Below are 23237 nucleotides of genomic sequence, written 5' to 3'. Positions count from 1 at the left end.
AAAAGCATCATGGCAAAAGAATTTAGCCGTACCCAGCGCGTCTCTCAGGAGATGCAAAAAGAAATCGCTATCATTTTACAGCGCGAAGTCAAAGACCCGCGCGTAGGAATGGCGACAGTTTCAGGCGTTGAAGTTTCACGTGACCTGGCTTATGCCAAAGTGTTCGTGACCTTCCTGGACGTTCTGACCACTGACAATCACGATCCTGACCGTGTCAAAAATGGCATCAAAGCTTTGCAGGACGCATCCGGTTTTATCCGTACGCTGATCGGTAAAGCGATGCGTTTGCGTGTCGTTCCGGAACTGACTTTCGCTTATGACAACTCTTTGGTTGAAGGTATGCGCATGTCGAACCTGGTAACCAACGTTGTTAAGAACGATGCTGAACGCCGTTCAGCTGCAGGCGATGACGAGGAAGCATAATGAGTCGCCCACGTCGCCGCGGCCGTGACATACACGGCGTTCTGCTACTGGACAAATCAATTGGCTTGTCTTCCAACGATGCTCTGCAAAAAGTTAAACGTCTTTACAACGCTAACCGCGCAGGGCATACCGGTGCGCTCGACCCACTGGCCACTGGCATGTTGCCGCTGTGCTTAGGTGAAGCCACCAAATTTTCCCGGTTCCTGCTGGATTCCGATAAGCGTTATCGCGTTATCGCCCGTATGGGACAGCGCACGGACACGTCTGACGCAGAAGGCACCCTCATTTCCGAACGTGAAGTGACCTTCAGTCAGCAGCAACTGGACGATGCACTCGACAGCTTTCGCGGGGAAACCCAGCAGATTCCTTCGATGTATTCCGCATTGAAATACGAAGGGAAGAAGCTTTATGAGTACGCACGCCAGGGGATTGAAGTTCCGCGTGAATCGCGCAGCATCACAGTGTATGAACTGACGTTCATCCGCTGGGAAGGTTTTGAAGTTGAGCTGGAAATTCACTGCTCAAAAGGCACTTACATCCGCACAATTGTTGACGATCTCGGCGAAAAGTTGGGGAGTGGTGCGCATGTAACTTATTTGCGTCGTTTGCAGGTCGCAACCTATCCTTCTGAGCGTATGGTCACCATGGAAAAACTCCATGAATTGATTGCTCAGGCAGAAGAGCAGGGCATCGAGCCGCGTCTTTTGCTGGATCCGTTGTTGTTACCGATGGACAGCGCATGTGAAGACTTCCCGGAAGTGAATCTGTTGCCAGTGGTCGCCGGATATGTGAAACAGGGTCAACCTGTTCAGGCATCGGGTGCGCCCACAAGTGGTATGGTTCGCATCACCGAAGGCGAAGAACGTAAGTTTATCGGTGTGGGCGAAATAGATGATGATGGCCGCATTGCGCCGCGTCGTTTAGTCGTCGAATACACGGATTAAGCGCTTTCTGCTCACCTTGCGATCATATATAGCAAAGGGTAGAATAGCGCAGCTTATGCATTGGGTAGCTGAATTAGAGATCGGCTCCCGTTTAATTATCTATAATATTTTGGAGTAAGATTATGTCTCTAAGCGTTGAAGCTAAAGCTCAAATCGTTTCCGACTTCGGTCGTGGCACTAACGACAGTGGTTCTACCGAAGTTCAGGTTGCTCTGCTGACTGCTCAAATTAACCATCTGCAAGGTCACTTTGCAGAGCACAAAAAAGATCACCACAGCCGTCGTGGTCTGCTGCGTATGGTTTCTCAGCGTCGTAAACTGCTGGACTACCTGAAGCGTAAAGATGTAGCACGTTATACCAGCCTGATCGAACGTCTGGGTCTGCGTCGCTAATCAAGCGAGTTTCAGTGTAAAGGGGCCAATAGGCCCCTTTATTCTAGGAAGCATAGCCAAATCAGGTTACTGTATGGCTGCTGTTTCTACTGCTGTTCCAAGAACATGAACTTCCGTTACAGATGTTTTCGCGCGGCTAATGAGAGACTTTATTGCCACAACGTCAGGCCAATAAGGATTGTCATTAGTCGCGAGAATGTAGTGAGAAGCTCGGATATTTATCGGTGTGAACTGCTGTCATAACAGCTGCGCGCCACAAACAAGGATATTACATTGCTTAATCCGACTATTCGTAAATTCCAATACGGCCAGCACACCGTTACGCTGGAAACCGGCATGATGGCTCGTCAGGCCACTGCAGCAGTTATGGTTAGCATGGACGACACTGCGGTATTCGTTACCGTTGTTGGCCAGAAAAAAGCGAAACCAGGTCAGAGTTTCTTCCCGCTGACGGTTAACTATCAGGAGCGTACTTACGCTGCTGGTCGTATCCCGGGTAGCTTCTTCCGTCGTGAAGGCCGTCCAAGCGAAGGCGAAACACTGACTTCCCGTCTGATTGACCGTCCGATCCGTCCTCTGTTCCCGGAAGGTTTCCTGAATGAAGTTCAGGTTATCGCGACTGTGGTTTCCCTGAACCCACAAGTTAACCCGGATATCGTTGCGTTGATCGGTGCGTCTGCTGCCCTGAGCTTGTCTGGTATTCCATTCAGCGGCCCAATCGGTGCAGCTCGCGTAGGTTACATCAATGATCAGTACGTTCTGAACCCAACTGCCGATGAGCTGAAAACCAGCCGTCTGGATCTGGTTGTTGCGGGTACTCAGGGTGCTGTTCTGATGGTTGAATCTGAAGCTGAAGTGCTGAGCGAAGATCAGATGTTGGGCGCGGTTGTATTCGGTCACGAACAACAACAAATCGTTATCGACAACATTAACTCACTGGTTGCTGAAGCAGGCAAACCAAAATGGGAATGGCTGCCTGAAGTGGTTAACGCTGAGCTGCAAGCTCGCGTTGCTGCGCTGTCTGAATCCCGTCTGGGTGATGCGTACCTGATCACTGACAAACAAGATCGTTACGCTCAGATCAACGTGATCAAAGCTGACGTTGTTCAGGCTCTGAAAGCTGAAGATGACTCTCTGGATGCTGGCGAAATTTCTGACATCCTGGGCAGCATCGAGAAGAACGTTGTTCGTAGCCGTGTTCTGCGTGGCGAACCGCGTATCGATGGCCGTGAAAAAGACATGATCCGCGGCCTGGACGTGCGCACTGGCGTTCTGCCACGTACCCATGGTTCTGCTCTGTTCACCCGTGGTGAAACTCAGGCACTGGTTACCGCAACTCTGGGTACTGCACGTGATGCGCAGAACCTGGATGAGCTGATGGGCGAGAAGACGGATAGCTTCCTGTTCCACTACAACTTCCCTCCGTACTCTGTGGGTGAAACAGGTATGGTTGGTTCGCCAAAACGTCGTGAGATTGGCCATGGCCGTCTTGCTAAACGTGGCGTGCTGGCGATGATGCCAAAACCAGAAGACTTCCCGTACACCGTACGTGTGGTTTCTGAAATCACCGAATCTAACGGTTCATCTTCAATGGCTTCTGTTTGTGGTGCTTCTCTGGCCCTGATGGATGCAGGCGTGCCGATTAAAGCCGCTGTTGCGGGTATCGCAATGGGTCTGGTTAAAGAAGGCGAAAGCTTTGTCGTTCTGTCCGACATTCTGGGTGACGAAGATCACCTGGGCGACATGGACTTCAAAGTGGCCGGTAGCCGCGACGGTATCACCGCGCTGCAGATGGACATTAAAATCGAAGGTATCACCCGCGAAATCATGCAGGTGGCTCTGAACCAGGCTAAGGGTGCGCGTCTGCACATCCTGGGCGTAATGGAACAGGCTATCAGCACCCCACGTGGCGATATCTCTCAGTTTGCTCCACGTATCCATACCATCAAGATCAGTCCGGACAAAATCAAGGACGTGATCGGTAAAGGTGGTTCTGTGATCCGTGCTCTGACTGAAGAAACTGGCACGACTATCGAAATCGAAGATGACGGTACTGTGAAAATCGCAGCAACCGACGGCGAAAAAGCGAAATTCGCTATCCGCCGTATCGAAGAGATCACTGCTGAAATCGAAGTCGGTCGTATCTATCAGGGTAAAGTGACCCGTATCGTAGACTTTGGTGCGTTTATTGCCATCGGTGGCGGTAAAGAAGGTCTGGTTCACATCTCTCAAATCGCTGATAAGCGCGTTGAGAAAGTGACTGATTATCTGCAGATGGGCCAGGAAGTACCGGTTAAAGTTCTGGAAGTTGACCGTCAGGGTCGCGTGCGTCTGAGCATCAAAGAAGCGACGGCACCGACTCAGGAAGAAACAACTGAGCAACCTTCAGCAGAATAATCTGTAACAGAAGTTTTACAGCTCCTTTCCACGTGGACGGGAGCTGTTCGTCTCACGAACGTAAGGAAGCGTTTGTGTTAAGCAAGCGGATGACAGGACGTTCATCCAATGTTTGTCTCCGGGAGTAGAAATGAAGCCTTTCTTGCGCTGGTGTTATGTTGCGACAGCACTTATGTTGGCAGGATGCAGCAACCATGATTGGCGTAAAAATGAAGTTCTGGCGATTCCGTTGCAGCCGACGTTGCAGCAGGAAGTCATTCTGGCACGCATGGAACAAATTCTTGCCAGCCGGTCATTGACTGATGATGAGAGAGCACAGCTATTATATGAGCGCGGTGTGCTGTATGATAGTCTCGGGCTAAGAGCACTGGCGCGAAATGATTTTTCACAAGCGCTGTCTATTCGTCCTGATATGCCAGAAGTTTTTAACTACCTGGGGATTTACCTAACGCAGGCAGGCAATTTCGATGCTGCCTATGAAGCGTTTGATTCTGTACTAGAGCTTGATCCAACTTACAACTACGCGCGTTTGAACCGAGGTATCGCCCTGTATTACGGTGGCCGATTCTCGTTAGCGCAGGATGATCTGCAGGCGTTTTATCGAGACGATCCAAATGATCCCTTCCGTTCGTTATGGCTTTACCTTGCGGAGCGAGAAATCAATCCGAAGGATGCCGAAGTAGCGCTTCAACAGCGTTATGACAAAGCGGACAGAGGGCAATGGGGATGGAATATCGTCGAATTCTACCTGGGCAAGATCAGCGAAGCTACGCTGATGGAACGCCTCAGGGCAGAAGCAACGGATAACACTTCGCTCGCTGAGCATCTCAGTGAAACTGACTTCTATTTAGGTAAGCATTACCTAAGTCTGGGGGACAAGAACAGCGCCGCGGCACTGTTCAAACTGACGGTAGCTAACAACGTTCACAACTTCGTTGAGCACCGCTATGCATTGTTGGAATTGGCGCTTTTGGGCCATGAGCAAGACGACCTATCAGAATCGGACCAGCAATAGCTGACGACACCAATCAGCCTTTTTAATCATGGTATTTACCATTTTTAAGCGCCTTAACGGGCGAGGGTTGTTTTGTTCGTTTTATAATCTAATTTGAGCCGGTTCACACTTTTCAATGAAAATGACTGAAAATTTTCTCGACGAGTTATGTAGACTGGCTGCCATTATTAATGAGGCACGTGTACATGACTACTGAGCTTGAAACCTCTTTTGCTGACCTGGGGCTGTCTGCTCCGATCATTTCTGCCCTGACTGATTTGGGCTACGAAAAACCATCACCAATCCAGGCTGAGTGTATTCCTCACCTGTTAAATGGCCGCGACGTTCTGGGTATGGCTCAGACCGGTTCCGGTAAAACGGCAGCGTTTTCTTTACCGCTGCTGCACAACATCGATGCTTCACTGAAAGCACCACAAATTCTTGTTCTGGCACCGACCCGCGAACTGGCGGTTCAGGTTGCTGAAGCAATGACTGATTTCTCCAAACATATGCATGGCGTAAATGTGGTTGCCCTTTACGGCGGCCAGCGCTATGACGTTCAGCTGCGCGCACTGCGTCAGGGTCCACAAGTTGTTGTAGGTACCCCGGGCCGTCTGCTGGACCACCTGAAACGCGGCACCCTGAACCTCTCTAATCTGAAAGGTTTGGTGCTGGACGAAGCCGATGAAATGCTGCGTATGGGCTTCATCGAAGACGTCGAAACTATCATGGCGCAGATCCCGGCTGACCATCAGACCGCGTTGTTCTCTGCCACCATGCCAGAAGCTATCCGTCGCATTACCCGTCGCTTCATGAAAGATCCGCAGGAAGTGCGTATCCAGTCAAGCGTGACGACCCGTCCGGACATCAGCCAGAGCTACTGGTCTGTATACGGTCTGCGTAAAAACGAAGCGCTGGTTCGTTTCCTTGAAGCTGAAGATTTTGATGCGGCGATCATCTTCGTTCGTACCAAAAACGCAACGCTGGAAGTGGCAGAAGCACTGGAACGTAGTGGCTATAACAGCGCTGCACTGAACGGTGACATGAACCAGGCCCTGCGTGAGCAGACTCTGGAACGTCTGAAAGATGGCCGTCTGGACATTCTGATCGCAACCGACGTGGCAGCACGTGGTCTCGACGTAGAACGTATCAGCCTGGTTGTTAACTACGACATCCCGATGGACTCAGAATCTTACGTTCACCGTATTGGCCGTACTGGCCGTGCAGGGCGTGCAGGCCGTGCATTGCTGTTCGTTGAGAACCGCGAACGTCGTCTGCTGCGCAACATTGAACGTACAATGAAGCTGACCATTCCAGAAGTTGAAATCCCTACTGCAGACGTTCTGGGCGAACGTCGTCTGGCGAAGTTTGCAGCAAAAGTTCAGCAACAACTGGAAAGCAGCGATCTGGATCAGTACCGCGGTCTGCTGGCGAAACTGCAACCTGCAGAAGAGCTGGACATCGAAACGCTGGCTGCGGCATTGCTGAAAATGGCACAGGGCGAACGTCCTCTGATCGTTGCAGCGGATCCGGTCTTCAAAAGCCGTCCACCACGTCGTGAATTCGAAGATCGTGGTGACCGCGGTGATCGTGGCGACCGTGGCGATCGTCGTGACCGTCCGGTTCGCAGTAACAGCGATCGTCCGGCACGTGATGGTGACCGTCCAGCGCGTGATGGCGATAGCCCACGTCGTGAACGTCGTGAAGCTGGCGATATGGAACTGTATCGTATCGAAGTGGGTCGCGATGATGGCGTTGAAGTTCGTCATATCGTTGGCGCTATCGCTAACGAAGGTGATATCAGCAGCCGTTATATCGGTAACATCAAACTGTTCGGTACGCACTCCACTATCGAATTGCCAAAAGGTATGCCGGGCGAGATTCTGTCTCACTTTACCCGTACCCGCATCCTGAACAAACCGATGAACATGCAGTTGATCGGTGATGCGCAGCCACAAGCTCCGCGTCGTGACCGTCCGGCTGGTGCTGGCGGTGAGCGTCGTGGTACTGGTGCTCCGCGTCCGTTCAATGGCGAACGTCGTGAAGGTGGCCGCGGTAACGGTGCTCCACGTTCTTTCAGCGGTGAACGTCGTGAAGGTGCTTCAGCAGCCGGCGAACGTCGTCCGCCAAGCCGCGCACCACGTCGTACTACCGACGCATAATCTGACTTCAGTTCGCTGAACTTCAGATAATAAAAAACCAGCCTTTTAACGGGTAATGCCAGTCAGTTAAGCAACTGACTGGCTTTTTTCCTGTGCTTTTGGATACTTCCGGGGTCTTTCCTTCACCACTCTCGGAAAGGCCCTTTCTCTTCTTATCGGCAGCTTCACCATCTGCGCCATACTCTCCAGATTACGCAACAGTTCGGGATCCGGCCCGGAGATGCGCCCTGAAGCGTCATTAACATCCTCATCACCAGACTGCACGAGTCTGAGAAGCTTAGCTGATTCGGCCAGTAACCCTTTAGGGTTTTAGACATCTTAATCATCTGATAACGAACAAGATTATAGGCTAGTAATACCCCCATAACTCCTGCTCGACAAGTTCTGGTTTTTTACTTCTCAGCGTTAACCGACTCAGTAACATCGTCTGCTTAATTTCACGATAACCCAGTTCGATTTCCCAACGGTGGCCGTAGAGATCGGCCATTTCCCCCCCGGGTACCGCATGGCATCTGTCATTGAGGTCAGCAGATGGCAGACTTTGCCTTTACGGGTAAACGTCAGAAGGCGAGCCGTCATTTCCTCCCCCAGATCAGGCCACTTTTTCCGGGCCTGAGGACTGGTTTTCATCCTTATCAGATGATCGCCTTTACCGAGTTTTCGCACCTCTTCGTACTGCGCTCCTTTTTTCAACGGGATCATCCAGTGACGGCTCTCTCCCGCCTGATGCCAGGCATTCAGCAGCCCCAGAGAATAATAACCTTTATCGAGTAAAGTCAGTGTGTTATCGCCTGTTTGTTCTATCAGTTTTTCTGCCAGCGTATATTCGCTTTCTTTCATCGTACCGAAGGCGGCAGCCGTAAGCAGGTGGCTGGTCAGTTCCATCTGGCAGACCATTTTCACCTGCGGATAAAGCCCCGGTTGCCCGGCATAGGTCTGTCGCGGGAAAGCCACATCATTTTCTGGTGTATCCTGGGTTCGCCAGACGACACCGTCCACCGCCAGTAATGTCAGACCACACCAGTGTGGATGGGTGACGGAGTTGTGCCACACCTGTGCCGTTTGGGTAAACACGCGGCGAACGGCATCACTTCCCAGGCGCTGGCGGGCCTGGATAACGGCGCTTGGGGCAACGAAGGGCCGGTTGCCGGGGAGCATAATATCCAGACGGTTCACGATTTGGTGGAGGGGTTCTTCGCGTTCGAGCGCCATGCCAATGATGCACCAGACCATCATTTCCAACGGGAGACGGCGTTTACGCAGCGTGACGGAACCTGACTCGGCCAGACAGCGGGAGACAAGGTCGGGATCCAGAACATCACCGAGAGAAGTCAGAGGGTTACGGGTAGAGTCGTAGCAGGAAACGAGCTCAAGAGCCTGAGCAATGCGCATAAAAAAAATCCAGAAACGAAGAACGTTTCTGGATTTTTACACAGCCACTGGATCGTTCAACTGATCCTTAACTGATCGGCATTAGCCTTTTAACGGGCTGGTTTTTTTTCGTCTGTCATTTACCGCAATGTTTATCCGATGCGCTGTGCTTTCACCAAATCGCCCTGTAACTGAGAGACGATTTCGAATGAACGCAGACGTGCTTCATGATCAAAAATCTGCCCGTTAATCATCAGCTCATCGGCTTCGGTTTCACGCAGAATGGACTGCAAACCCTGACGGATCGACGCTTTATTGCCGACGACAGACATCCGCAGCGCATTATCCACGCCAAAGCGTTCTGACGCCGACCACAAGCTTTCGATGTTATCGACCGGTGCCGGTAATTTCCCCGGCACGCCACGTCGTAAATTGATGAACTGCTGCTGATTGGACGTAAACATCCGTTGCGCTTGTTCGTCGGTATCTGCGGCAATCGCATTGATACATACCATCGCATACGGTTTATCAAGCTGCGCGGAGGGCTGGAATTTGCTGCGGTAAATCGCCAGCGCCTGATACAACATATCCGGTGCAAAGTGCGATGCGAAGGCAAACGGCAGGCCCAGTGCAGCGGCAAGCTGAGCGCTGTACAGGCTGGAACCCAGCAGCCAGATCGGCACATGCAGACCCTGACCCGGAACCGCCTGAACGGGTTGTTGCGGCTGAACATCGCCGAAATACATTTGTAATTCCTGAACATCCTGCGGGAAATTATCGATTTCCCCGGAGAGATGGCGGCGCAGCGCAATCATCGTGCGCTGATCGGTTCCCGGCGCGCGGCCAAGGCCAAGATCGACACGGTTCGGATACAACGTTGCCAGAGTCCCGAATTGCTCTGCAATCACCAGCGGCGAGTGGTTTGGCAGCATCACCCCCCGGAACCCACGCGGATCGTTTTCGTCCCGCCCGCAATATAGCCCAGCAAAACGGACGTCGCCGCACTCGCGATGCCGGTCATGTTGTGGTGTTCTGCCATCCAGTAACGCTGATAGCCCCATTTCTCGGCATTTTGCGCCAGACTCAGAGAACATTGAAAAGCCTTTGCCGGATCAGCACCTTGTGGGACGGGTGCCAGGTCAAGCACGGAAAGGGGAACGGTGTTTTTATCAGACATAATCACGGCTCACTCGTTGATGAAGAGGAGGGGAAAGGGGGCATCCCGCTCATAATTAAACCGAGTATTACCCATTGCGTGCTTATTGAATACGGCATTTGTGCCCTTAATTTCCGTTTAAACATGCTTAAATTGGATTGGAATCACTTAAACTATAATTTAAGGTAATTGTAACGGTCAGATAATGAACTCAGCACTGCATAATAGACTGGATCAATAGGGTATTTTGTATGTACAAAGAAGCACTTCAGAGGGAGATGAGATGAACAGAAAACAATTTATCCAGTCACATGGGGCTACTTGCAGTAACTGGACCTGGAGTTGGTCATTTGTGAACCATGAAAAGCGAATCGTGATTTTTGGGGCCTGGGACGTTGAAAGCGAACAGGAGAGGTCAGTAATCCTTCGCGAGCGTTGGCATAAGAACTCAGAACAGAAGAAACAACCAGGTTATACTCAGGCAATTGAACATATAAAATTCATTCACGAAGGCTACGAACTTTACACCTTCAATATGGTATTTTCAGAACATCCAGACAATCCAGAAATCGCTGTAATTAAGGACTTTGAGCGTAAGCTAAATAAACGGTACTTAAGAAAAGAGGGGGTTGTCTGGTATGCAGACTATCTTCCCAATCCATTCCCTGACGAAATTCCTGCGCCTGAGAACTACGCCGAGGGGCTAAGAAGCAAGTAACAGTTAATTCATACGAGCGCGATCCAAGGGCAAGGCAAGCTTGTATTGACCATCACGGCACGACCTGTAAATGCTGTGGCTTTGACTTTGAGAAGGTTTATGGTGAGCACGGTAAGGGCTTTATTCATGTTCATCATATTAAACCGCTGCACGCAGTTGGTGAAAATTACGTTGTAAATCCCGTTACAGAAATGGTTCCACTTTGTCCAAACTGCCATGCAATGGTACATCGCGGGAGTAAAGTGCTGAGTATTGAGACGTTAAGGTCTAAATTGACTAACAATTATGGTTAACAGTGATAATTATACATGCATAACGTCGTTATTTATTAAAGTTTTTTTAAAAGGCGAAGGGTTATTAAACAGGGAAAAAGTAATCGGGATAAGAAAAGAGTGGCTAAATAGGAAATAATTAATCATCAAGATGTTACCGATGTTTGGAGTGGGTATTTAAAATTAATTTTCAACAGGGCTGCTTTAAGTAGGAAATACAGGTGGAGTTATAGGTTTCTGTATCGATGAAGAAAGAGCCCTTTATTGCAAGAGGGCGTTGGATTCACCAGAAAGGATCACACTCTATGATCTTAAAGGTGTTTGCTCATGAAGATTTTTTGCTGGTTTGAAGTGAGAGTGCTAAATTTTTTCTTGTCCGTGCCGATAATCTATATTGGAATCCAAAAATATAATTAGCGAAAGGACTGGACATGAATAGTTATGATGTAAAGAATTTAGCTCAAAACGAATTGAATAAAATAGTTAAAGACTCAATAAATTCTAAAGGCAAAACAGTGCCATATGATATAACCGATGAAAATACAGGAGACGTGTATACAGTTAATGTTAAGAATTTGAATGGAAAAGATGATAGGTACATAATTATAGCAATAACAAACAAAGCAGATGTATTAGACCAGATAATTTATGCCGATGATAATAAAAACTTCTTCACTATCTTGTAGAGCCTGTAATTAGAATATTTTCCCACCCCGGCATATTTGTAAGCATCGCCGTCGGGATGTTGCGTGACGGTGTGCGCCTGCGGGCAATGTTCAGGCCACGACGAAAAGGCGCCTGATCAAAAAGGGATATTACCGCAAAGTCATATCCCTTTTTCATGGTGTCACTTTGGCGGTTAGCGACGCAGTTCCAGCCCGGCAATCCGCTGCCAGTAACCGTTACAGTCCGCTTTGTCGGTCAGCGTCAACGGATGCAAACCCCGTTCATTGGCGCGGAATTCCTCGAGAGTGGAAAGCGTCTCGTGCGTTTCCGGCGACAATCGCACGATATCGACCAGCCCCTGCATCGACGTCAGTTCATTGCCGAGATTGTAGCAATAGCCGCTTTGCGTCTGGATGCCGTTGAGAATAAACACCTGCTGATTTTCCTGCGACAACACTTTCCGACCCTGCGGATAACGGATGCAGCAGGTTTCGCATTCGTCTTTCGCGCGGTTTTCAGAACGTGCTGTGAAACAGCGGGCGGAATAGGCCAGCGGTAAATGCCCGTAAGAAAGCACTTCCACTTCGAACTTATCGCGGATGCCCAATTCCTGACACTGATTCAGCAGGTTCACCAGCCAGTCGCGGGACAGCTCAACCGGCATACACCAGCGCACCATGCCTTGTTTTTGCAGCAGTTTCAGCGTGACGGCGTTGTAGCAGTTCAGCGCGTGGCCGACGACAAACGGCAGCTTCCGGTCTGACGCCATATTGACCGCGCCAAAATCGTTGGTTTCCAGCAGGAACTCACCGTTCTCGACGTAGCGTTTCAGCTCATTCAGCTCGGACGGTGCCTGCAACAATGCCAGCGTGGAAATCACCACCTGTTTTCCGGCTGACGCCAGTTCACGGGCGACATCCATCCAGTCATTGACCTTCATTTCGCGCCGTTTGGTGCACACATTTTCGCCGAGATAAATGATGTCGGCGCTGCTGTTTGCCGCCGTCTGATAAAAATCTTCTACCTGCGCTTTCGGCCAGTAATAAAGGATGGCTCCTAATGAATATTTCATGATGATCTCTTTAATTACTGCCATTTACGGTGATAGGCACCGAGCGTCGTTTGCGTACCCTCAGACATCGCGCCCAGCGCATTCATCCAGGCTTCGTCGGTTTTGTAGTTTTGCGGATCAGCCATGCAGCGGTCGATGGCCATGCGCCACACACGCGCCACCTGGCTGACATACGCCGGGCTGCGCTGACGCCCTTCGATTTTTACCGAGGCAATATTGGCGGCGAACAGCTCCGGCAGTAATTCCAGCGTATTCAGGCTGGTCGGCTCTTCCAGCGCGTGGTATTTCGCGCCATCCACCAGATACCGGCCTTTACACAGCGTCGGATAACCGGCGTTTTCGCCTTCGTCATAGCGGTCAATCAGCACGTCATTGAGACGCGATTCCATGCCTTGCGCGGTTTGCTGCCAGCGGACAAAGCGTGCCGGAGAACAGGCACCCACGGTATTGGGCGATTCGCCGGTGAGATAGGAAGACAGATAGCAGCGTCCTTCGGCCATAATGCACAGGCTGCCGAACGCGAACACTTCCAGCGGCACGACGGTGGTGCGCGATAACTGGCGCACCTGATGCATCGAAAGCACGCGCGGCAGCACCACACGGGCGACGTCAAAATTGTTTTTGTAGAAACGGATCGCTTCGTCATTGGTGGCGGAAGCCTGAACGGAGACGTGGCGCTCGACGTGAGGATACTTCGTGGCGGCGTAATCCAGCATGGCGATATCGGCGAGGATCAGCGCATCGGCGCCGAGCTGCGCGGCCATATCCACGGCGCGTTCCCAGCGCTGATAGCCGTCAGGGTGGGCAAACGTATTGATGGCGATATGCAGCTTACGGCGGTGGTGGTGAACGTAATTTGCCGCCTCCTGCAATTTCTTCTCCGTAAAGTTCAGGCCTGCAAAGTGGCGTGCGTTGGTGTCATCTTTCAGGCCGATATAAACCGCATCAGCGCCGTTATCGATGGCCGCTTTTAGCGCAGGTAAATTCCCTGCCGGGCAAAGTAGCTCCATTCTCGTTCCTTACTGCAACCGCACGCCGTGGCGAAAGGGTTGTGGGTGATGAAAAGCCAGTTGCCGACGTTATTCATTCATCAGTCAGGGCTTTGATTGGCGAACTATTTTAGAGAAGCTATAGATGCAATATTTTGATTTGAGGCAGTTTCTGGGGTGTTGAAGGGGTTGCAACCGTCGGGGAGGTTGTACAGGAGGTTTTTCTGTTGCAGTATTTATTGATGTAGACCGCTGAACGTTACCGGCGATGTGGCAAAATAGTACAAAGAGTTGCCAGAAAATTGCCGAAAAAGTTACCGAAAGGAGTAGTGCCAGTGTTGCAAAAACTACGTGCACGTTTGGTTCGTCAGGGACCCTCCCTGTTAAGTGTGCCTTTGAAATTCACGCCTTTTGCGCTGCAGCGTCAGGTCTTGCAACAGGTACTGAGCGGGCAGCTTCGTCAGGCACTGGCCGATGGCGAACTGGATTTCCTCGAAGGCCGATGGCTGAAAATTGATGTCAGCGATCTCAGCCTGAGCTGGCTGATGTCAGTGGACGAAGGCAAACTGATTGTCGCCGAAAAAGGCGACGCGGATGTCAGCTTCAGTGGCAGCGCGAATGACCTGATTTTGATTGCTGCGCGGAAAGAAGATCCGGATACGCTGTTCTTCCAGCGTCGTCTGCGCATTGAAGGTGACACGGAACTCGGTCTGTACGTGAAGAATCTGATGGATTCTATCGATCTTGATACTATGCCGCTGCTGCTGAAAAAGGGTCTGCTGCGCCTGGCCGATTTCGTCGAAGCGGGACTGCAAGAGGACCGCGAGCCGAAAGCTCCGGTAGCTGAACCATGCTAATCCGTACTGAAATTCCGGTAGATGCGGCGGGCATTGACCGCCTGTTGCGCCGCGCCTTTCCCGGCGGTGCTGAAGCCGATCTGGTGCAGCAACTGCGCGAAGACGGCCTGCTGACGCTGGGCGTTGTCGCCACCGATGACGAAGGCGGCGTGGTCGGTTATGTCGCCTTCAGCCCGGTCGATATTCAGGGCGAAGATCGCAACTGGGTCGCGCTGGCACCGCTGGCAGTTGATGAGCCTTTGCGCCGTCAGGGCCTGGGTGAAAAGCTGGTGTATGAAGGGCTCGATTCCCTGAATGAATTTGGTTACGCCGCCGTCGTGGTACTGGGCGATCCGGCGTATTACGGGCGTTTTGGTTTTAAACCGGCGGCGGCTCATGATTTACAGTGCCGCTGGCCGGACACTGAGGCGGCATTCCAGCTCTTTACCTTGTCCGACGATGCGCTCAGCGACGCCAGCGGGCAGGTGGAATTCTCCCCGCCGTTTGACCGGCTCTGATTTTTAACGGGTCTGACATCAGGCCCGTTAGCTTTCTTCCTGACGCCCGCGTTCCTCCATCCCGAGATAATGCACCAGACATTCCGGCGCGTCTTTCACCAGCACTTCCTTCTGCACCTTACTCAGCTTTTTAACCCGGATTTCCAGCCTGGAAGCCAGAGAACGGTCGCCCGCCGGACTGTGAAACACCAGCGCCAGCTCGCCTTTTCCGCGTAATGCTTTCGCCCCTTTGCCCGACTGATGCTGGCCAAGACGCCGCGCCACGTCGGTCGTTATACCGGTATAAAGCATGCCGGTGGGCGTTCTCAACATGTATAAAAACCAGCCGGAAGAAGTGGACATAGATGCATCGCGTGAGGAAAAGTTTGCGTAAGTTTACCTGAACCGCACCGCAGAATGACGTAAAACATCGGTGTGTCACGGTACACTGCTGCAAAGACGACAAGGATCTTCTGATGAATAACCCCGACGACCTGAAACACATTCTCAAATTCCTGACCAAAAATCATGTGCTGGCGCTGTGTGCCGCCGCCGACGGCGAAATGTGGAGCGCCAACTGTTTTTACGTCACCGATGCCGAAAACATGTCTTTGTATTTCATGACAGAACTGAAAACGCTGCACGGCACGCTGATGGCGAAATCGCCGCCCGTCGTGGGCACGATCGCGCCGCATCCGAAGACCATTGCGCTGATTAAAGGCATTCAGTATCGCGGTGAGGCGATGATCCTGACCGGTGAAGAAGAGAACCATGCGCGCCGTCTTTACTGCCAACATTTCCCGGTGGCGATTGCCATGAAAGCGCCGGTCTGGGCGCTGAAGCTTAACAGCATCAAGATGACGGATAACGCGCTGGGATTCGGGAAAAAGCTGATATGGGAGCGCGTACTTTCTGATAAGCCGGAGTAACAGGAACTGTCTGATAGCGTGTATTTTACAATCAGGTAACACTAAAAAATATCTGTGTCTAATACACTGTGTAAAAGCCGTTTTTTATAAGGAAGTGATATGGCAAAAGTTCTTCTTCTGGGGGAAGTGGTCTGGTCGGGCGTGAGCTTTTGCGTCTGTTGCAACTGGATCCGCGCGTCAGCCGGATTGTTGCGCCGAGCCGACGCCCGCTGCCGCCGGGCAATAAACTGATTAATCCGCTCGGAGCGAATCTCACGTCTTTGGTGGTCGCGCTGGATGAGCCGATCGACCTGCTGTTTTGCTGTCTCGGCACCACGCGTAAACAGGCGGGCAGTGCGGAAGCGTTTCGCGCCGTGGATTATGATCTGGTGGTGGATTGCGCCAAAGCCGCAAAGAAACTCGGTGCGCGCCATTGTCTGGCGGTCAGTGCCAACGGCGCGGATGCGCATTCACGATTTCTCTATAACCGGACGAAAGGGGAAATGGAACAGGCGCTGATGCATCAGGGCTGGACGCTGCTGACGCTGGTCAGGCCGTCGCTGCTGGTGGGAAAACGCCATCCACCGCGCCTGCTCGAACAACTCAGCGCGCCGCTGTTTAAACTGCTGCCGGGAAAATGGAAAGCCATCGATTCGGACGTTGTCGCCAAAGCCTTGCAGGAACAGGCGTTTAACGCAGGACTGGGCGGCGTGACCGTGCTGGAATCTGACCAAATCGCCGCCAGTATTGAAGAACTTTAATCCGCGTTCTCTGCTGACCGTGATCCTTATGATAAGGTATCAGCAAAAAACGCGAATTTTGCCCCGCAAGGATCGTGCCGATCCTTACAGATATTTCTCCGCAAACACGTCCAGATTTCGAAAATTTGGCATCCTTTCTTTCAGCGTCTCATGATCCCAGTTCCACCACTGGCTGTTCTCGATCTTTTCGATCATTGAATCTTCAAAACGCATGCCGATCTTTTTCGCGGCCACGCCCGCCACGATGGAATACGGCTCAACATCTTTGGTCACCACGGCGGACGTCCCGATCACCGCACCGTTCCCGACGCTGACGCCCGGCATGATCACGGCGTTATGGCCGATCCACACGTCGTTGCCGACGGTGACGTGATGTGCACGACGCCAGTCGAAGAAATCCTGATCGTCTTCACCCAGCCCGTAAACCGAGCTGCGGTAGGTGAAATGATGCTGCGCAACGCGCTGATACGTCGGGTGATTACCCGGATTGATCCGCACGTAGGTGGCGATCGATACAAACTTGCCGAGGGTCGCGTAGAAGATCTGATTGTTGCCCGCCGTATACGAATAATCGCCGATCTGCGTTTCTTCGATGATCGCGTTGTCGGCAATATGCACATATTGCCCGAGCTGCGAGCGGTTCAGTTCGACCTGCTGACCGATTTTCGGACGTGCATAATCCTGTTCGTCCGCTAAAGAAAACGGGGAAATGATGTCTGTCATAATCTCGCTCATGATGAAGTGACGGAATAAAACGGTGCGCTGACCGGCAGCGACAGAATGGCCACTAAATGCCGTAACGTATCCTGCAACGCACCGTCGTTATTGAGCCGGTGGCAACTGGCGGGCAGCGCGCTGTCATACGCTCTGGCACGTTCCAGACGACAGGCAATTTGCCCGGCGTCTTCACGTCCGCGCCGCAGCAAACGCTCAGCCAGTACTTCGTCTGAAACCTGCAAACACACCGGCACCAGCCGCTGGCCGTAACGCTGTTGCGCTTTCTCCAGATGCGCCCGCGAACCGTTGACCACCACGTGACAACCGAGCTGCATCCAGGTGTCAATTTCAATCCCCACGCCGTACCGGCACTGATGTGCGTGCCATTCCAGCGCAAAGAGTCCGTGCTGGCGGCGCTGAATAAATTCGGCATCGCTCAGCGCAATATGATTCTCAGAACCGGCATCAGCGGGGCGCGTAATGTAGCGATGCGCCACGGTGACGTCCGCCGGTAAATGCTGGCGCAGCGCGTCCAGAAGACTGTCCTTTCCCGAACCTGAAGCGCCCATCAGATAAAGTAAACGACTCATTTTGTCTCCTTACTGAGTAAGAACTTGATCAGCTCCCTCCCCTGCGAAGGGGAGGGTTGGGGTGGGGTTTTAATAGCATCCGGGTTGTTTGCTAAACCCCCTCCCGGCCTCCCCCTTCGCAGGGGGAGGAGCAGAAAAATAAAGGCTTTCAGCATGGTTGCTGAGCAAGACTCTCATGCCCTAAAACACCTGAATGCCCTGACGCCAGACGTTTTGCACATAGTGATGTTCGCCATGCGCACGTGCCAGAACCAGATCGGCGCGTTTGCCTTCGGCAATTTCACCGCGATCCTGCAAGCCCAGTGCATTGGCCGGATTTCGCGTCACCAGCTTCACAGCCTGCGGCAAACTGAAGGCATTCGTTTCATCATTGGCGATGCGGAAAACAGCGTCCATCAGGCTGGCGGGATAATAGTCGGAGGACAAAATATCCAGCAGGCCCAGTGATGCCAGTTTATGCGCCGCCACGTTGCCGGAATGCGAGCCGCCGCGCACGATATTCGGCGCGCCCATCAGTACCGCCAGCCCGCTGGCGTGCGAGGCGCGTGCCGCTTCTTCGGTGGTCGGGAATTCTGCAATCACGCTGCCGAGCGCCAGAGACTCCTCGACGTGCGCCGCCGTGGCGTCATCGTGGCTGGCCAGCGAAATATTTCGCTCGCGACAATGGGCGGCAATCGCCTCGCGGTTTGGCTGTGCCCAGCGGCGCGACAGGGCGATTTGCTCTTCCTGATACGCGTCCATCTGCTCGTCGTTCATGTGATATTTGCCCTGATAATACTCGCGGTATTTCTGTGGCGTGGCGAACTGGCGCTGGCCCGGCGAGTGATCCATCAGTGACACCAGTGACAGAACGGACGTATCCATCAGCTTCTCAAACAGCGGCAACGTGGTGTCGTGCGGCAGTTCGCAGCGCAGATGCAGACGGTGTTCGGCGCGGTTCAGCCCGGCGTTCTGGCTGTTGACGATGGCGTCGATCATCTTTTGCAGATTCTCCAGACGGTGCCCGCCGTCGCGCACATCGCCCACGGCCACGGCGTCCAGCACCGTGGTGATCCCGCTCGCCACCATCAGCGCATCGTGGCTGCTCATGGCGGAATGCGCAGGCCAGTCCACTTTCGGGCGCGGCGTGAAAAACTTATCCAGATTATCAGTGTGCAGCTCGATTAACCCCGGCAGCAGCCAGCCGCCCTGAGCGTCCAGCGCCTGCGGTAACTGGCTGCGTGTGTCGGCAAAAGCCGTAATGATGCCGTTGTGCATCTCCAGCGAGCCTGCGACGACCTGATCGTCGAGAACCAGTTTGACGTTGTTGATGATCATGCGGACATCTCCGGGGCAGTTTCTGGGCTCATTTCATACAGGCGATCGGCGACGCGTTCACGGACATCGGCGTCATGGAAAATCCCGACCACGGCGGCTCCGCGCGCTTTTGCCTGCTCAATCAGCGTGACGACGGCGGCGCGGTTAGTGGCGTCCAGCGAGGCGGTCGGTTCATCGAGCAGCAGCACCGGATAATCGACCACGAAGCCGCGTGCGATATTCACGCGCTGCTGTTCGCCGCCCGAGAATGTTGATGGCGCGAGATGCCACAGACGTTCCGGCACATTCAGATGGCGCAGCAATGCGCTGGCGCGGGCTTCGCTTTGTGCTTTATCCACGCCCAGTTCCAGCAGCGGTTGCATCACCAGATTCAGCGCGCTGATACGTGGGATCACGCGCAGAAACTGGCTGACCCAGCCGACGGTATGGCGGCGCACGGACAGAATTTCGCGCGCTTCGGCGCTGACCATATCGATTTGCTGGCCCTGATGTTCGACCCAGATTTTGCCGCTGTCCGGCAGATAATTACCGTACAGCGAGCGCAGTAACGTGGATTTTCCGCTGCCGGAATGGCCGTGCAGCACCACGCATTCTCCGGCTTTCACGTCGAGACTGGCGTTGCTGAACACCGGCAACCGCACGCCGTGCTGGTTGTGTAACACAAACGTTTTACTGAGATTTTCGACCCTGAGCTTCGTCGTCATTTTGGTCACTCTTTCTCTGGAATAAGGGTTAAGACAACACGGAGGACACGAGCAATTGCGTATACGGATGATGCGGATCGTCGAGCACGCGGTCGGTTAAACCACTTTCCACCACCTGGCCCTGTTTCATCACCAGCAGACGGTGTGCCAGCAGACGCGCGACGCCCAGATCATGGGTGACGATCACTACCGCCAGCTGCATTTCCACCACCAGCGTGCGCAGCAAATCCAGCAACCGCGCCTGCACCGACACATCGAGGCCGCCGGTCGGTTCATCCATAAACACCAGACGCGGATGCGTCACCAGATTGCGGGCGATTTGCAGACGTTGCTGCATCCCGCCGGAAAACGTGGTCGGCAGGTCATCGATGCGCGACACCGGGATCTCCACGTCTTCCAGCCACTGGCTGGCTTTCTGGCGGATATTGCCGTAATGACGCTCACCGACCGCCATCAGGCGCTCGCCGATATTGCCACCGGCAGACACCTGGCGGCGCAGGCCGTCCATCGGATGCTGATGCACCACGCCCCAGTCGGTGCGCAACAGGCGGCGGCGGTCGCTTTCCGGCATGTCATACAAAGACTGCGCCGGTGTCTGGCCATTGTTGTAAATGACGTTGCCCTGCTGCGGCGCGAGGCGGGCTGAAATCGACTGCAACAGCGTGGTTTTGCCGGAACCGGATTCACCGACAATGCCCAGCACTTCGCCCGGATACAGATTGAAAGACACATCGCTGAAGCCTTTTCCCGGCGCATACAGATGGGTCAGATTGTTCACCGACAACAGCGGCGCGGCGGCGAGATTTAATGGAGTGGTCATCAGCGGTTAACCTCGTTGGAAGCCTGTTGCTCAACTTGCTGAGCGCAAAAATCGGTATCTGAGCACACGAACATCCGGTTGCCCACATCGTCGAGCACCACTTCGTCGAGATAGCTGTGGTGCGAACCGCAGAGGGCGCAGGGTTCATCCCACTTCTGCACGGTGAACGGGTGATCGTCGAAGTCCAGACTTTCCACTTTGGTGAACGGCGGCAGGGCGTAAATCCGTTTTTCGCGCCCGGCACCAAACAGCTGCAAAGCCGGCATCATGTGCATTTTCGGGTTATCAAATTTCGGGATCGGCGACGGATCCATCACGTAGCGATCGTTCACTTTCACCGGATACGCGTAGGTCGTGGCGATATGGCCGAAGCGCGCGATGTCTTCATACAGTTTCACCTGCATCACGCCGTACTCTTCCAGCGCGTGCATTTTGCGGGTCTCGGTTTCACGCGGTTCGATAAAGCGCAGCGGTTCGGGGATCGGCACCTGGAAAATCAGGATCTGATCTTCCTGCAACGGCGTTTCCGGAATGCGGTGACGCGTCTGGATCAGGCTGGCATCCACGGTTTTCTCGGTGGTTTTTACCCCGGCGACGCTCTGGAAAAACTTACGGATCGACACGGCGTTGGTGGTGTCGTCAGCGCCCTGATCAATCACTTTCAGCACATCTTTTTCGCCGATCACACTGGCGGTGAGCTGGATCCCGCCGGTGCCCCAGCCGTAAGGCATCGGCATTTCGCGGCCCGCGAACGGCACCTGATAGCCGGGGATTGCCACGGCTTTGAGGATCCCGCGGCGGATCATGCGTTTGGTTTGCTCGTCAAGATAACCGTGGTTATAGCCGGTGAGCGTCTGAGCGGCATTATTGTTCATGGGCGGAGTCCTGTTCTTTCGCAGCGCGCAGGCGCTTAAGCAATTCCAGTTCTGCCTGGAAATCGACGTAGTGCGGCAGCTTGAGGTGCGAAACGAAACCCGCCGCTTCGACGTTGTCTGCGTGAGATAAAACGAATTCTTCGTCCTGCGCCGGGCTGCTGATTTGCTCGCCGTATTCACGGGTTTGCAGCGCACGGTCGACCAGCGACATCGACATGGCCTTGCGTTCGGCGCGGCCAAACACCAGCCCGTAACCGCGGGTGAAATGCGGCGGTTTGTCTTCGGGCGCGACAAAACCGTTCACCATCTCGCATTCGGTCAGCAGGATTTCGCCGATATCAATCGCAAAACCCAGCTCTTCCGGCACGATTTCTACTGTCAGCCAGCCGGTACGGATTTCACCGGCAAACGGGTGCGTACGGCCATATCCGCGCTGCGTGGAATAACTCAGTGACAGCAGAAAACCTTCGTCGCCGCGCACCAGTTGCTGCAACCGCGCCGCACGCGAGGCCGGATAGACCGGCGGCGTGCGGGTGATATCTTCCGGCTCCGTGCCGTCATCCTGTTCTTCTATCGCCAGCTGTTGTTGGGTCAGCAGGTCAAAGACGTGACCGCAATTCTCCGGCTGAGGTTCGTCGGCAATCGGTGTAAACGGCGCTTCACCTTCTGCCAGCAGGGCAAAATCCAGCAAACGGTGGGTGTAATCGTAGGTCGGCCCCAGCACCTGACCGCCCGGCAAATCCTTATAGATGGCGGAAATACGCCGCTCAAGGCGCATCGCTTTGGTGTTCAGCGGTTCGCTGGTTGCCAGACGCGGCAGTGTCGTGCGGTAAGCGCGCAGCAGGAAAATGGCTTCCACCAGATCGCCGCCGGACTGCTTGATCGCCAGCGCGGCCAGCTCGCGGTCGTAAATCCCGCCTTCGCTCATCACGCGATCGACCGCCAGACCCAGCTGTTGCTCAATCTGATCGCAGCCGAGTTCATTCACATCGGTATCGCCACGGCGCTCGTGCGCCAGCAGCTGATGGGCGGCGGCAATCGCTTTTTCACCCCCTTTAACGGCGACGTACATCAGCACACCTCCACGCGCGTGGTGCGCGGTATGGCAATCAGTTCTTCGCCGCAGGTGAACATAAAGTCCAGACCGAGCGGGAAACGGTGAGGGCGGTTGATCAGGTAATTGCGCACTGCATCCGGCAGCTGTGGCGAAATCGTCCGGCTGCTCTCAATGCCCGGTCCGCGCAGACGCAGCGGTGTGCCGCCGGTCAGACCTTCAAGCTGAACAATCACGCTGGTCGCCAGCTCCGGCGACATTTCGTCACCGCACGGGAAAGCCAGCAATGTGGCGCTGTCGAGCGCCGGATCCGCCAGCGCAAAACTGACGGCAGAAGGGGAATCGGTCAGCACCGCACCGGTATGAAAGCGCAGATTTTTCCGCAGGATTTCATCGTTGAGCGAGGCGCTCAGCCACAGCGGCGTGTCCTGATCGATAAGCGTCAGCAACACGCAGGCGCTGGCAGAACCCAGCGCGCCAAAACCGGGCATCGCGGGCAGTTGCACGCTGACGCCGGGCTCGCTTAACGCTTTGAGAATACGACGAAAACTGTATTGCGCATCGGCAACCGGATTTTGAAAACTGGCAACAAGTGACATGAA

The 23237-nt window shown here is 53.6% G+C and carries 24 protein-coding genes and 3 pseudogenes; 14 read left to right on the top strand and 13 right to left on the bottom strand.

What is annotated here, in order from left to right; genetic code table 11:
• Nucleotides 1-9 precede the first annotated feature (9 nt).
• The 7 genes from rbfA (at nucleotide 10) to ACM5QY_RS02015 (ending at nucleotide 7312) form a co-directional block, all read left to right on the top strand.
• On the top strand, nucleotides 10-423 hold the full coding sequence (gene rbfA / locus ACM5QY_RS02045) for a 30S ribosome-binding factor RbfA (protein ID WP_014333704.1): 414 nt from the start codon (nucleotides 10-12) through the stop codon (nucleotides 421-423).
• Nucleotides 423-1367, top strand: coding sequence for a tRNA pseudouridine(55) synthase TruB (truB, locus tag ACM5QY_RS02040; RefSeq protein ID WP_416119027.1), 945 nt, complete (start codon nucleotides 423-425; stop codon nucleotides 1365-1367). Before rbfA ends, truB begins: the two co-directional genes overlap by 1 nt.
• 122 nt (nucleotides 1368-1489) lie before the next feature.
• Complete coding sequence (gene rpsO / locus ACM5QY_RS02035) at nucleotides 1490-1759, top strand: 30S ribosomal protein S15 (protein ID WP_014333706.1); 270 nt, start codon at nucleotides 1490-1492, stop codon at nucleotides 1757-1759.
• Nucleotides 1760-2032: 273 nt separating this feature from the next.
• Nucleotides 2033-4156 carry a polyribonucleotide nucleotidyltransferase gene (pnp, locus tag ACM5QY_RS02030; RefSeq protein WP_416119026.1) on the top strand — a complete coding sequence of 708 codons (2124 nt, stop codon included), beginning with the start codon at nucleotides 2033-2035 and terminating at the stop codon, nucleotides 4154-4156.
• Nucleotides 4157-4286: 130 nt separating this feature from the next.
• Nucleotides 4287-5171 carry a lipoprotein NlpI gene (nlpI, locus tag ACM5QY_RS02025; protein ID WP_416119025.1) on the top strand — a complete coding sequence of 295 codons (885 nt, stop codon included), beginning with the start codon at nucleotides 4287-4289 and terminating at the stop codon, nucleotides 5169-5171.
• A 115-nt stretch (nucleotides 5172-5286) separates the two neighbouring features.
• Nucleotides 5287-5367 carry a protein YrbN gene (gene yrbN, locus ACM5QY_RS02020; RefSeq protein WP_096335046.1) on the top strand — a complete coding sequence of 27 codons (81 nt, stop codon included), beginning with the start codon at nucleotides 5287-5289 and terminating at the stop codon, nucleotides 5365-5367.
• Nucleotides 5357-7312, top strand: coding sequence for a DEAD/DEAH family ATP-dependent RNA helicase (locus tag ACM5QY_RS02015; RefSeq protein ID WP_416119024.1), 1956 nt, complete (start codon nucleotides 5357-5359; stop codon nucleotides 7310-7312). Before yrbN ends, ACM5QY_RS02015 begins: the two co-directional genes overlap by 11 nt.
• Nucleotides 7313-7378: 66 nt before the next feature.
• Here ACM5QY_RS02015 and ACM5QY_RS02010 read toward each other — a convergent pair.
• A pseudogene (locus ACM5QY_RS02010) lies at nucleotides 7379-8704 on the bottom strand (IS4 family transposase).
• 131 nt (nucleotides 8705-8835) lie between these two features.
• Nucleotides 8836-9860: pseudogene (locus ACM5QY_RS02005) on the bottom strand (luciferase-like monooxygenase).
• A 262-nt stretch (nucleotides 9861-10122) separates the two neighbouring features.
• On the opposite strand from ACM5QY_RS02005, the gene ACM5QY_RS02000 reads away from it, so the two are divergent.
• The 3 genes from ACM5QY_RS02000 to ACM5QY_RS01990 all read left to right on the top strand — a co-directional run bounded on the left by ACM5QY_RS02000 (nucleotide 10123) and on the right by ACM5QY_RS01990 (nucleotide 11515).
• Nucleotides 10123-10557 (top strand): hypothetical protein, encoded by a 435-nt coding sequence (locus ACM5QY_RS02000; protein ID WP_416119023.1) that lies wholly within the window; start codon nucleotides 10123-10125, stop codon nucleotides 10555-10557.
• Between the two features lie 44 nt (nucleotides 10558-10601).
• A complete protein-coding gene (locus ACM5QY_RS01995) occupies nucleotides 10602-10850 on the top strand; it encodes an HNH endonuclease (RefSeq protein ID WP_416122801.1) in 249 nt (82 codons plus the stop codon).
• Nucleotides 10851-11260: 410 nt separating this feature from the next.
• Nucleotides 11261-11515: a hypothetical protein gene (locus ACM5QY_RS01990; RefSeq protein WP_416119022.1), complete on the top strand. Its 255-nt coding sequence runs from the start codon at nucleotides 11261-11263 to the stop codon at nucleotides 11513-11515.
• A gap of 173 nt (nucleotides 11516-11688) precedes the next feature.
• Here ACM5QY_RS01990 and ACM5QY_RS01985 read toward each other — a convergent pair whose 3' ends face one another.
• Together ACM5QY_RS01985 and ubiU are read right to left on the bottom strand one after the other, a co-directional pair.
• Nucleotides 11689-12567 (bottom strand): U32 family peptidase, encoded by an 879-nt coding sequence (locus ACM5QY_RS01985; protein WP_416119021.1) that lies wholly within the window; start codon nucleotides 12565-12567, stop codon nucleotides 11689-11691.
• 14 nt (nucleotides 12568-12581) lie between these two features.
• A complete protein-coding gene (ubiU, locus tag ACM5QY_RS01980; RefSeq protein ID WP_416119020.1) occupies nucleotides 12582-13577 on the bottom strand; it encodes a ubiquinone anaerobic biosynthesis protein UbiU in 996 nt (331 codons plus the stop codon).
• A gap of 314 nt (nucleotides 13578-13891) precedes the next feature.
• On the opposite strand from ubiU, the gene ubiT reads away from it, so the two are divergent.
• Both ubiT and ACM5QY_RS01970 read left to right on the top strand, forming a co-directional pair.
• Nucleotides 13892-14413 (top strand): ubiquinone anaerobic biosynthesis accessory factor UbiT, encoded by a 522-nt coding sequence (ubiT, locus tag ACM5QY_RS01975; protein WP_416119019.1) that lies wholly within the window; start codon nucleotides 13892-13894, stop codon nucleotides 14411-14413.
• Nucleotides 14407-14910, top strand: coding sequence for a GNAT family N-acetyltransferase (locus ACM5QY_RS01970; protein WP_416119018.1), 504 nt, complete (start codon nucleotides 14407-14409; stop codon nucleotides 14908-14910). Before ubiT ends, ACM5QY_RS01970 begins: the two co-directional genes overlap by 7 nt.
• Before the next feature lie 27 nt (nucleotides 14911-14937).
• Here the strand turns inward: ACM5QY_RS01970 and ACM5QY_RS01965 are convergent, their stop codons facing one another.
• Nucleotides 14938-15252: a GIY-YIG nuclease family protein gene (locus ACM5QY_RS01965; protein ID WP_416119017.1), complete on the bottom strand. Its 315-nt coding sequence runs from the start codon at nucleotides 15250-15252 to the stop codon at nucleotides 14938-14940.
• A gap of 113 nt (nucleotides 15253-15365) precedes the next feature.
• Here ACM5QY_RS01965 and ACM5QY_RS01960 point away from each other — a divergent pair, with 113 nt between their 5' ends.
• Both ACM5QY_RS01960 and ACM5QY_RS01955 read left to right on the top strand, forming a co-directional pair.
• Nucleotides 15366-15818: a YhbP family protein gene (locus ACM5QY_RS01960; RefSeq protein ID WP_416119016.1), complete on the top strand. Its 453-nt coding sequence runs from the start codon at nucleotides 15366-15368 to the stop codon at nucleotides 15816-15818.
• Between the two features lie 99 nt (nucleotides 15819-15917).
• Nucleotides 15918-16558 (top strand): annotated as a pseudogene (locus ACM5QY_RS01955) (Rossmann-fold NAD(P)-binding domain-containing protein).
• A gap of 84 nt (nucleotides 16559-16642) precedes the next feature.
• Here the strand turns inward: ACM5QY_RS01955 and ACM5QY_RS01950 are convergent.
• From ACM5QY_RS01950 to phnH, 8 genes are all read right to left on the bottom strand, one after another.
• Nucleotides 16643-17281, bottom strand: a complete 639-nt coding sequence (locus tag ACM5QY_RS01950; protein ID WP_416119015.1) for a DapH/DapD/GlmU-related protein — start codon at nucleotides 17279-17281, stop codon at nucleotides 16643-16645.
• An 8-nt stretch (nucleotides 17282-17289) separates the two neighbouring features.
• On the bottom strand, nucleotides 17290-17865 hold the full coding sequence (gene phnN, locus ACM5QY_RS01945) for a ribose 1,5-bisphosphokinase (RefSeq protein WP_416119014.1): 576 nt from the start codon (nucleotides 17863-17865) through the stop codon (nucleotides 17290-17292).
• Nucleotides 17866-18045: 180 nt separating this feature from the next.
• A complete protein-coding gene (gene phnM, locus ACM5QY_RS01940; protein WP_416119013.1) occupies nucleotides 18046-19182 on the bottom strand; it encodes an alpha-D-ribose 1-methylphosphonate 5-triphosphate diphosphatase in 1137 nt (378 codons plus the stop codon).
• Entirely contained in the window at nucleotides 19179-19886 is a 708-nt protein-coding gene (gene phnL, locus ACM5QY_RS01935; protein WP_416119012.1) for a phosphonate C-P lyase system protein PhnL, read from the bottom strand. Before phnL ends, phnM begins: the two co-directional genes overlap by 4 nt.
• A gap of 28 nt (nucleotides 19887-19914) precedes the next feature.
• Nucleotides 19915-20706, bottom strand: a complete 792-nt coding sequence (gene phnK, locus ACM5QY_RS01930; protein WP_101078348.1) for a phosphonate C-P lyase system protein PhnK — start codon at nucleotides 20704-20706, stop codon at nucleotides 19915-19917.
• Entirely contained in the window at nucleotides 20706-21581 is an 876-nt protein-coding gene (locus ACM5QY_RS01925) for an alpha-D-ribose 1-methylphosphonate 5-phosphate C-P-lyase PhnJ (RefSeq protein WP_416119011.1), read from the bottom strand. The genes phnK and ACM5QY_RS01925 overlap by 1 nt, the downstream gene beginning before the upstream one ends.
• Nucleotides 21571-22653 carry a carbon-phosphorus lyase complex subunit gene (locus tag ACM5QY_RS01920; RefSeq protein ID WP_416119010.1) on the bottom strand — a complete coding sequence of 361 codons (1083 nt, stop codon included), beginning with the start codon at nucleotides 22651-22653 and terminating at the stop codon, nucleotides 21571-21573. The genes ACM5QY_RS01925 and ACM5QY_RS01920 overlap by 11 nt, the downstream gene beginning before the upstream one ends.
• The gene (gene phnH / locus ACM5QY_RS01915; protein ID WP_416119009.1) at nucleotides 22653-23234 is read right to left on the bottom strand and encodes a phosphonate C-P lyase system protein PhnH; all 582 of its coding nucleotides are present in this window, start codon (nucleotides 23232-23234) and stop codon (nucleotides 22653-22655) included. The genes ACM5QY_RS01920 and phnH overlap by 1 nt, the downstream gene beginning before the upstream one ends.
• Between the last annotated feature and the right edge of the window lie 3 nt (nucleotides 23235-23237).

It is taken from the genome of Rahnella sp. PCH160 (assembly GCF_047784855.1).
In the GTDB taxonomy this organism is placed as follows: Bacteria; Pseudomonadota; Gammaproteobacteria; order Enterobacterales; family Enterobacteriaceae; genus Rahnella.
The sequence above is the reverse complement of the archived record's forward strand: the minus strand, read 5'-3'. Positions and strand labels throughout refer to the sequence as shown.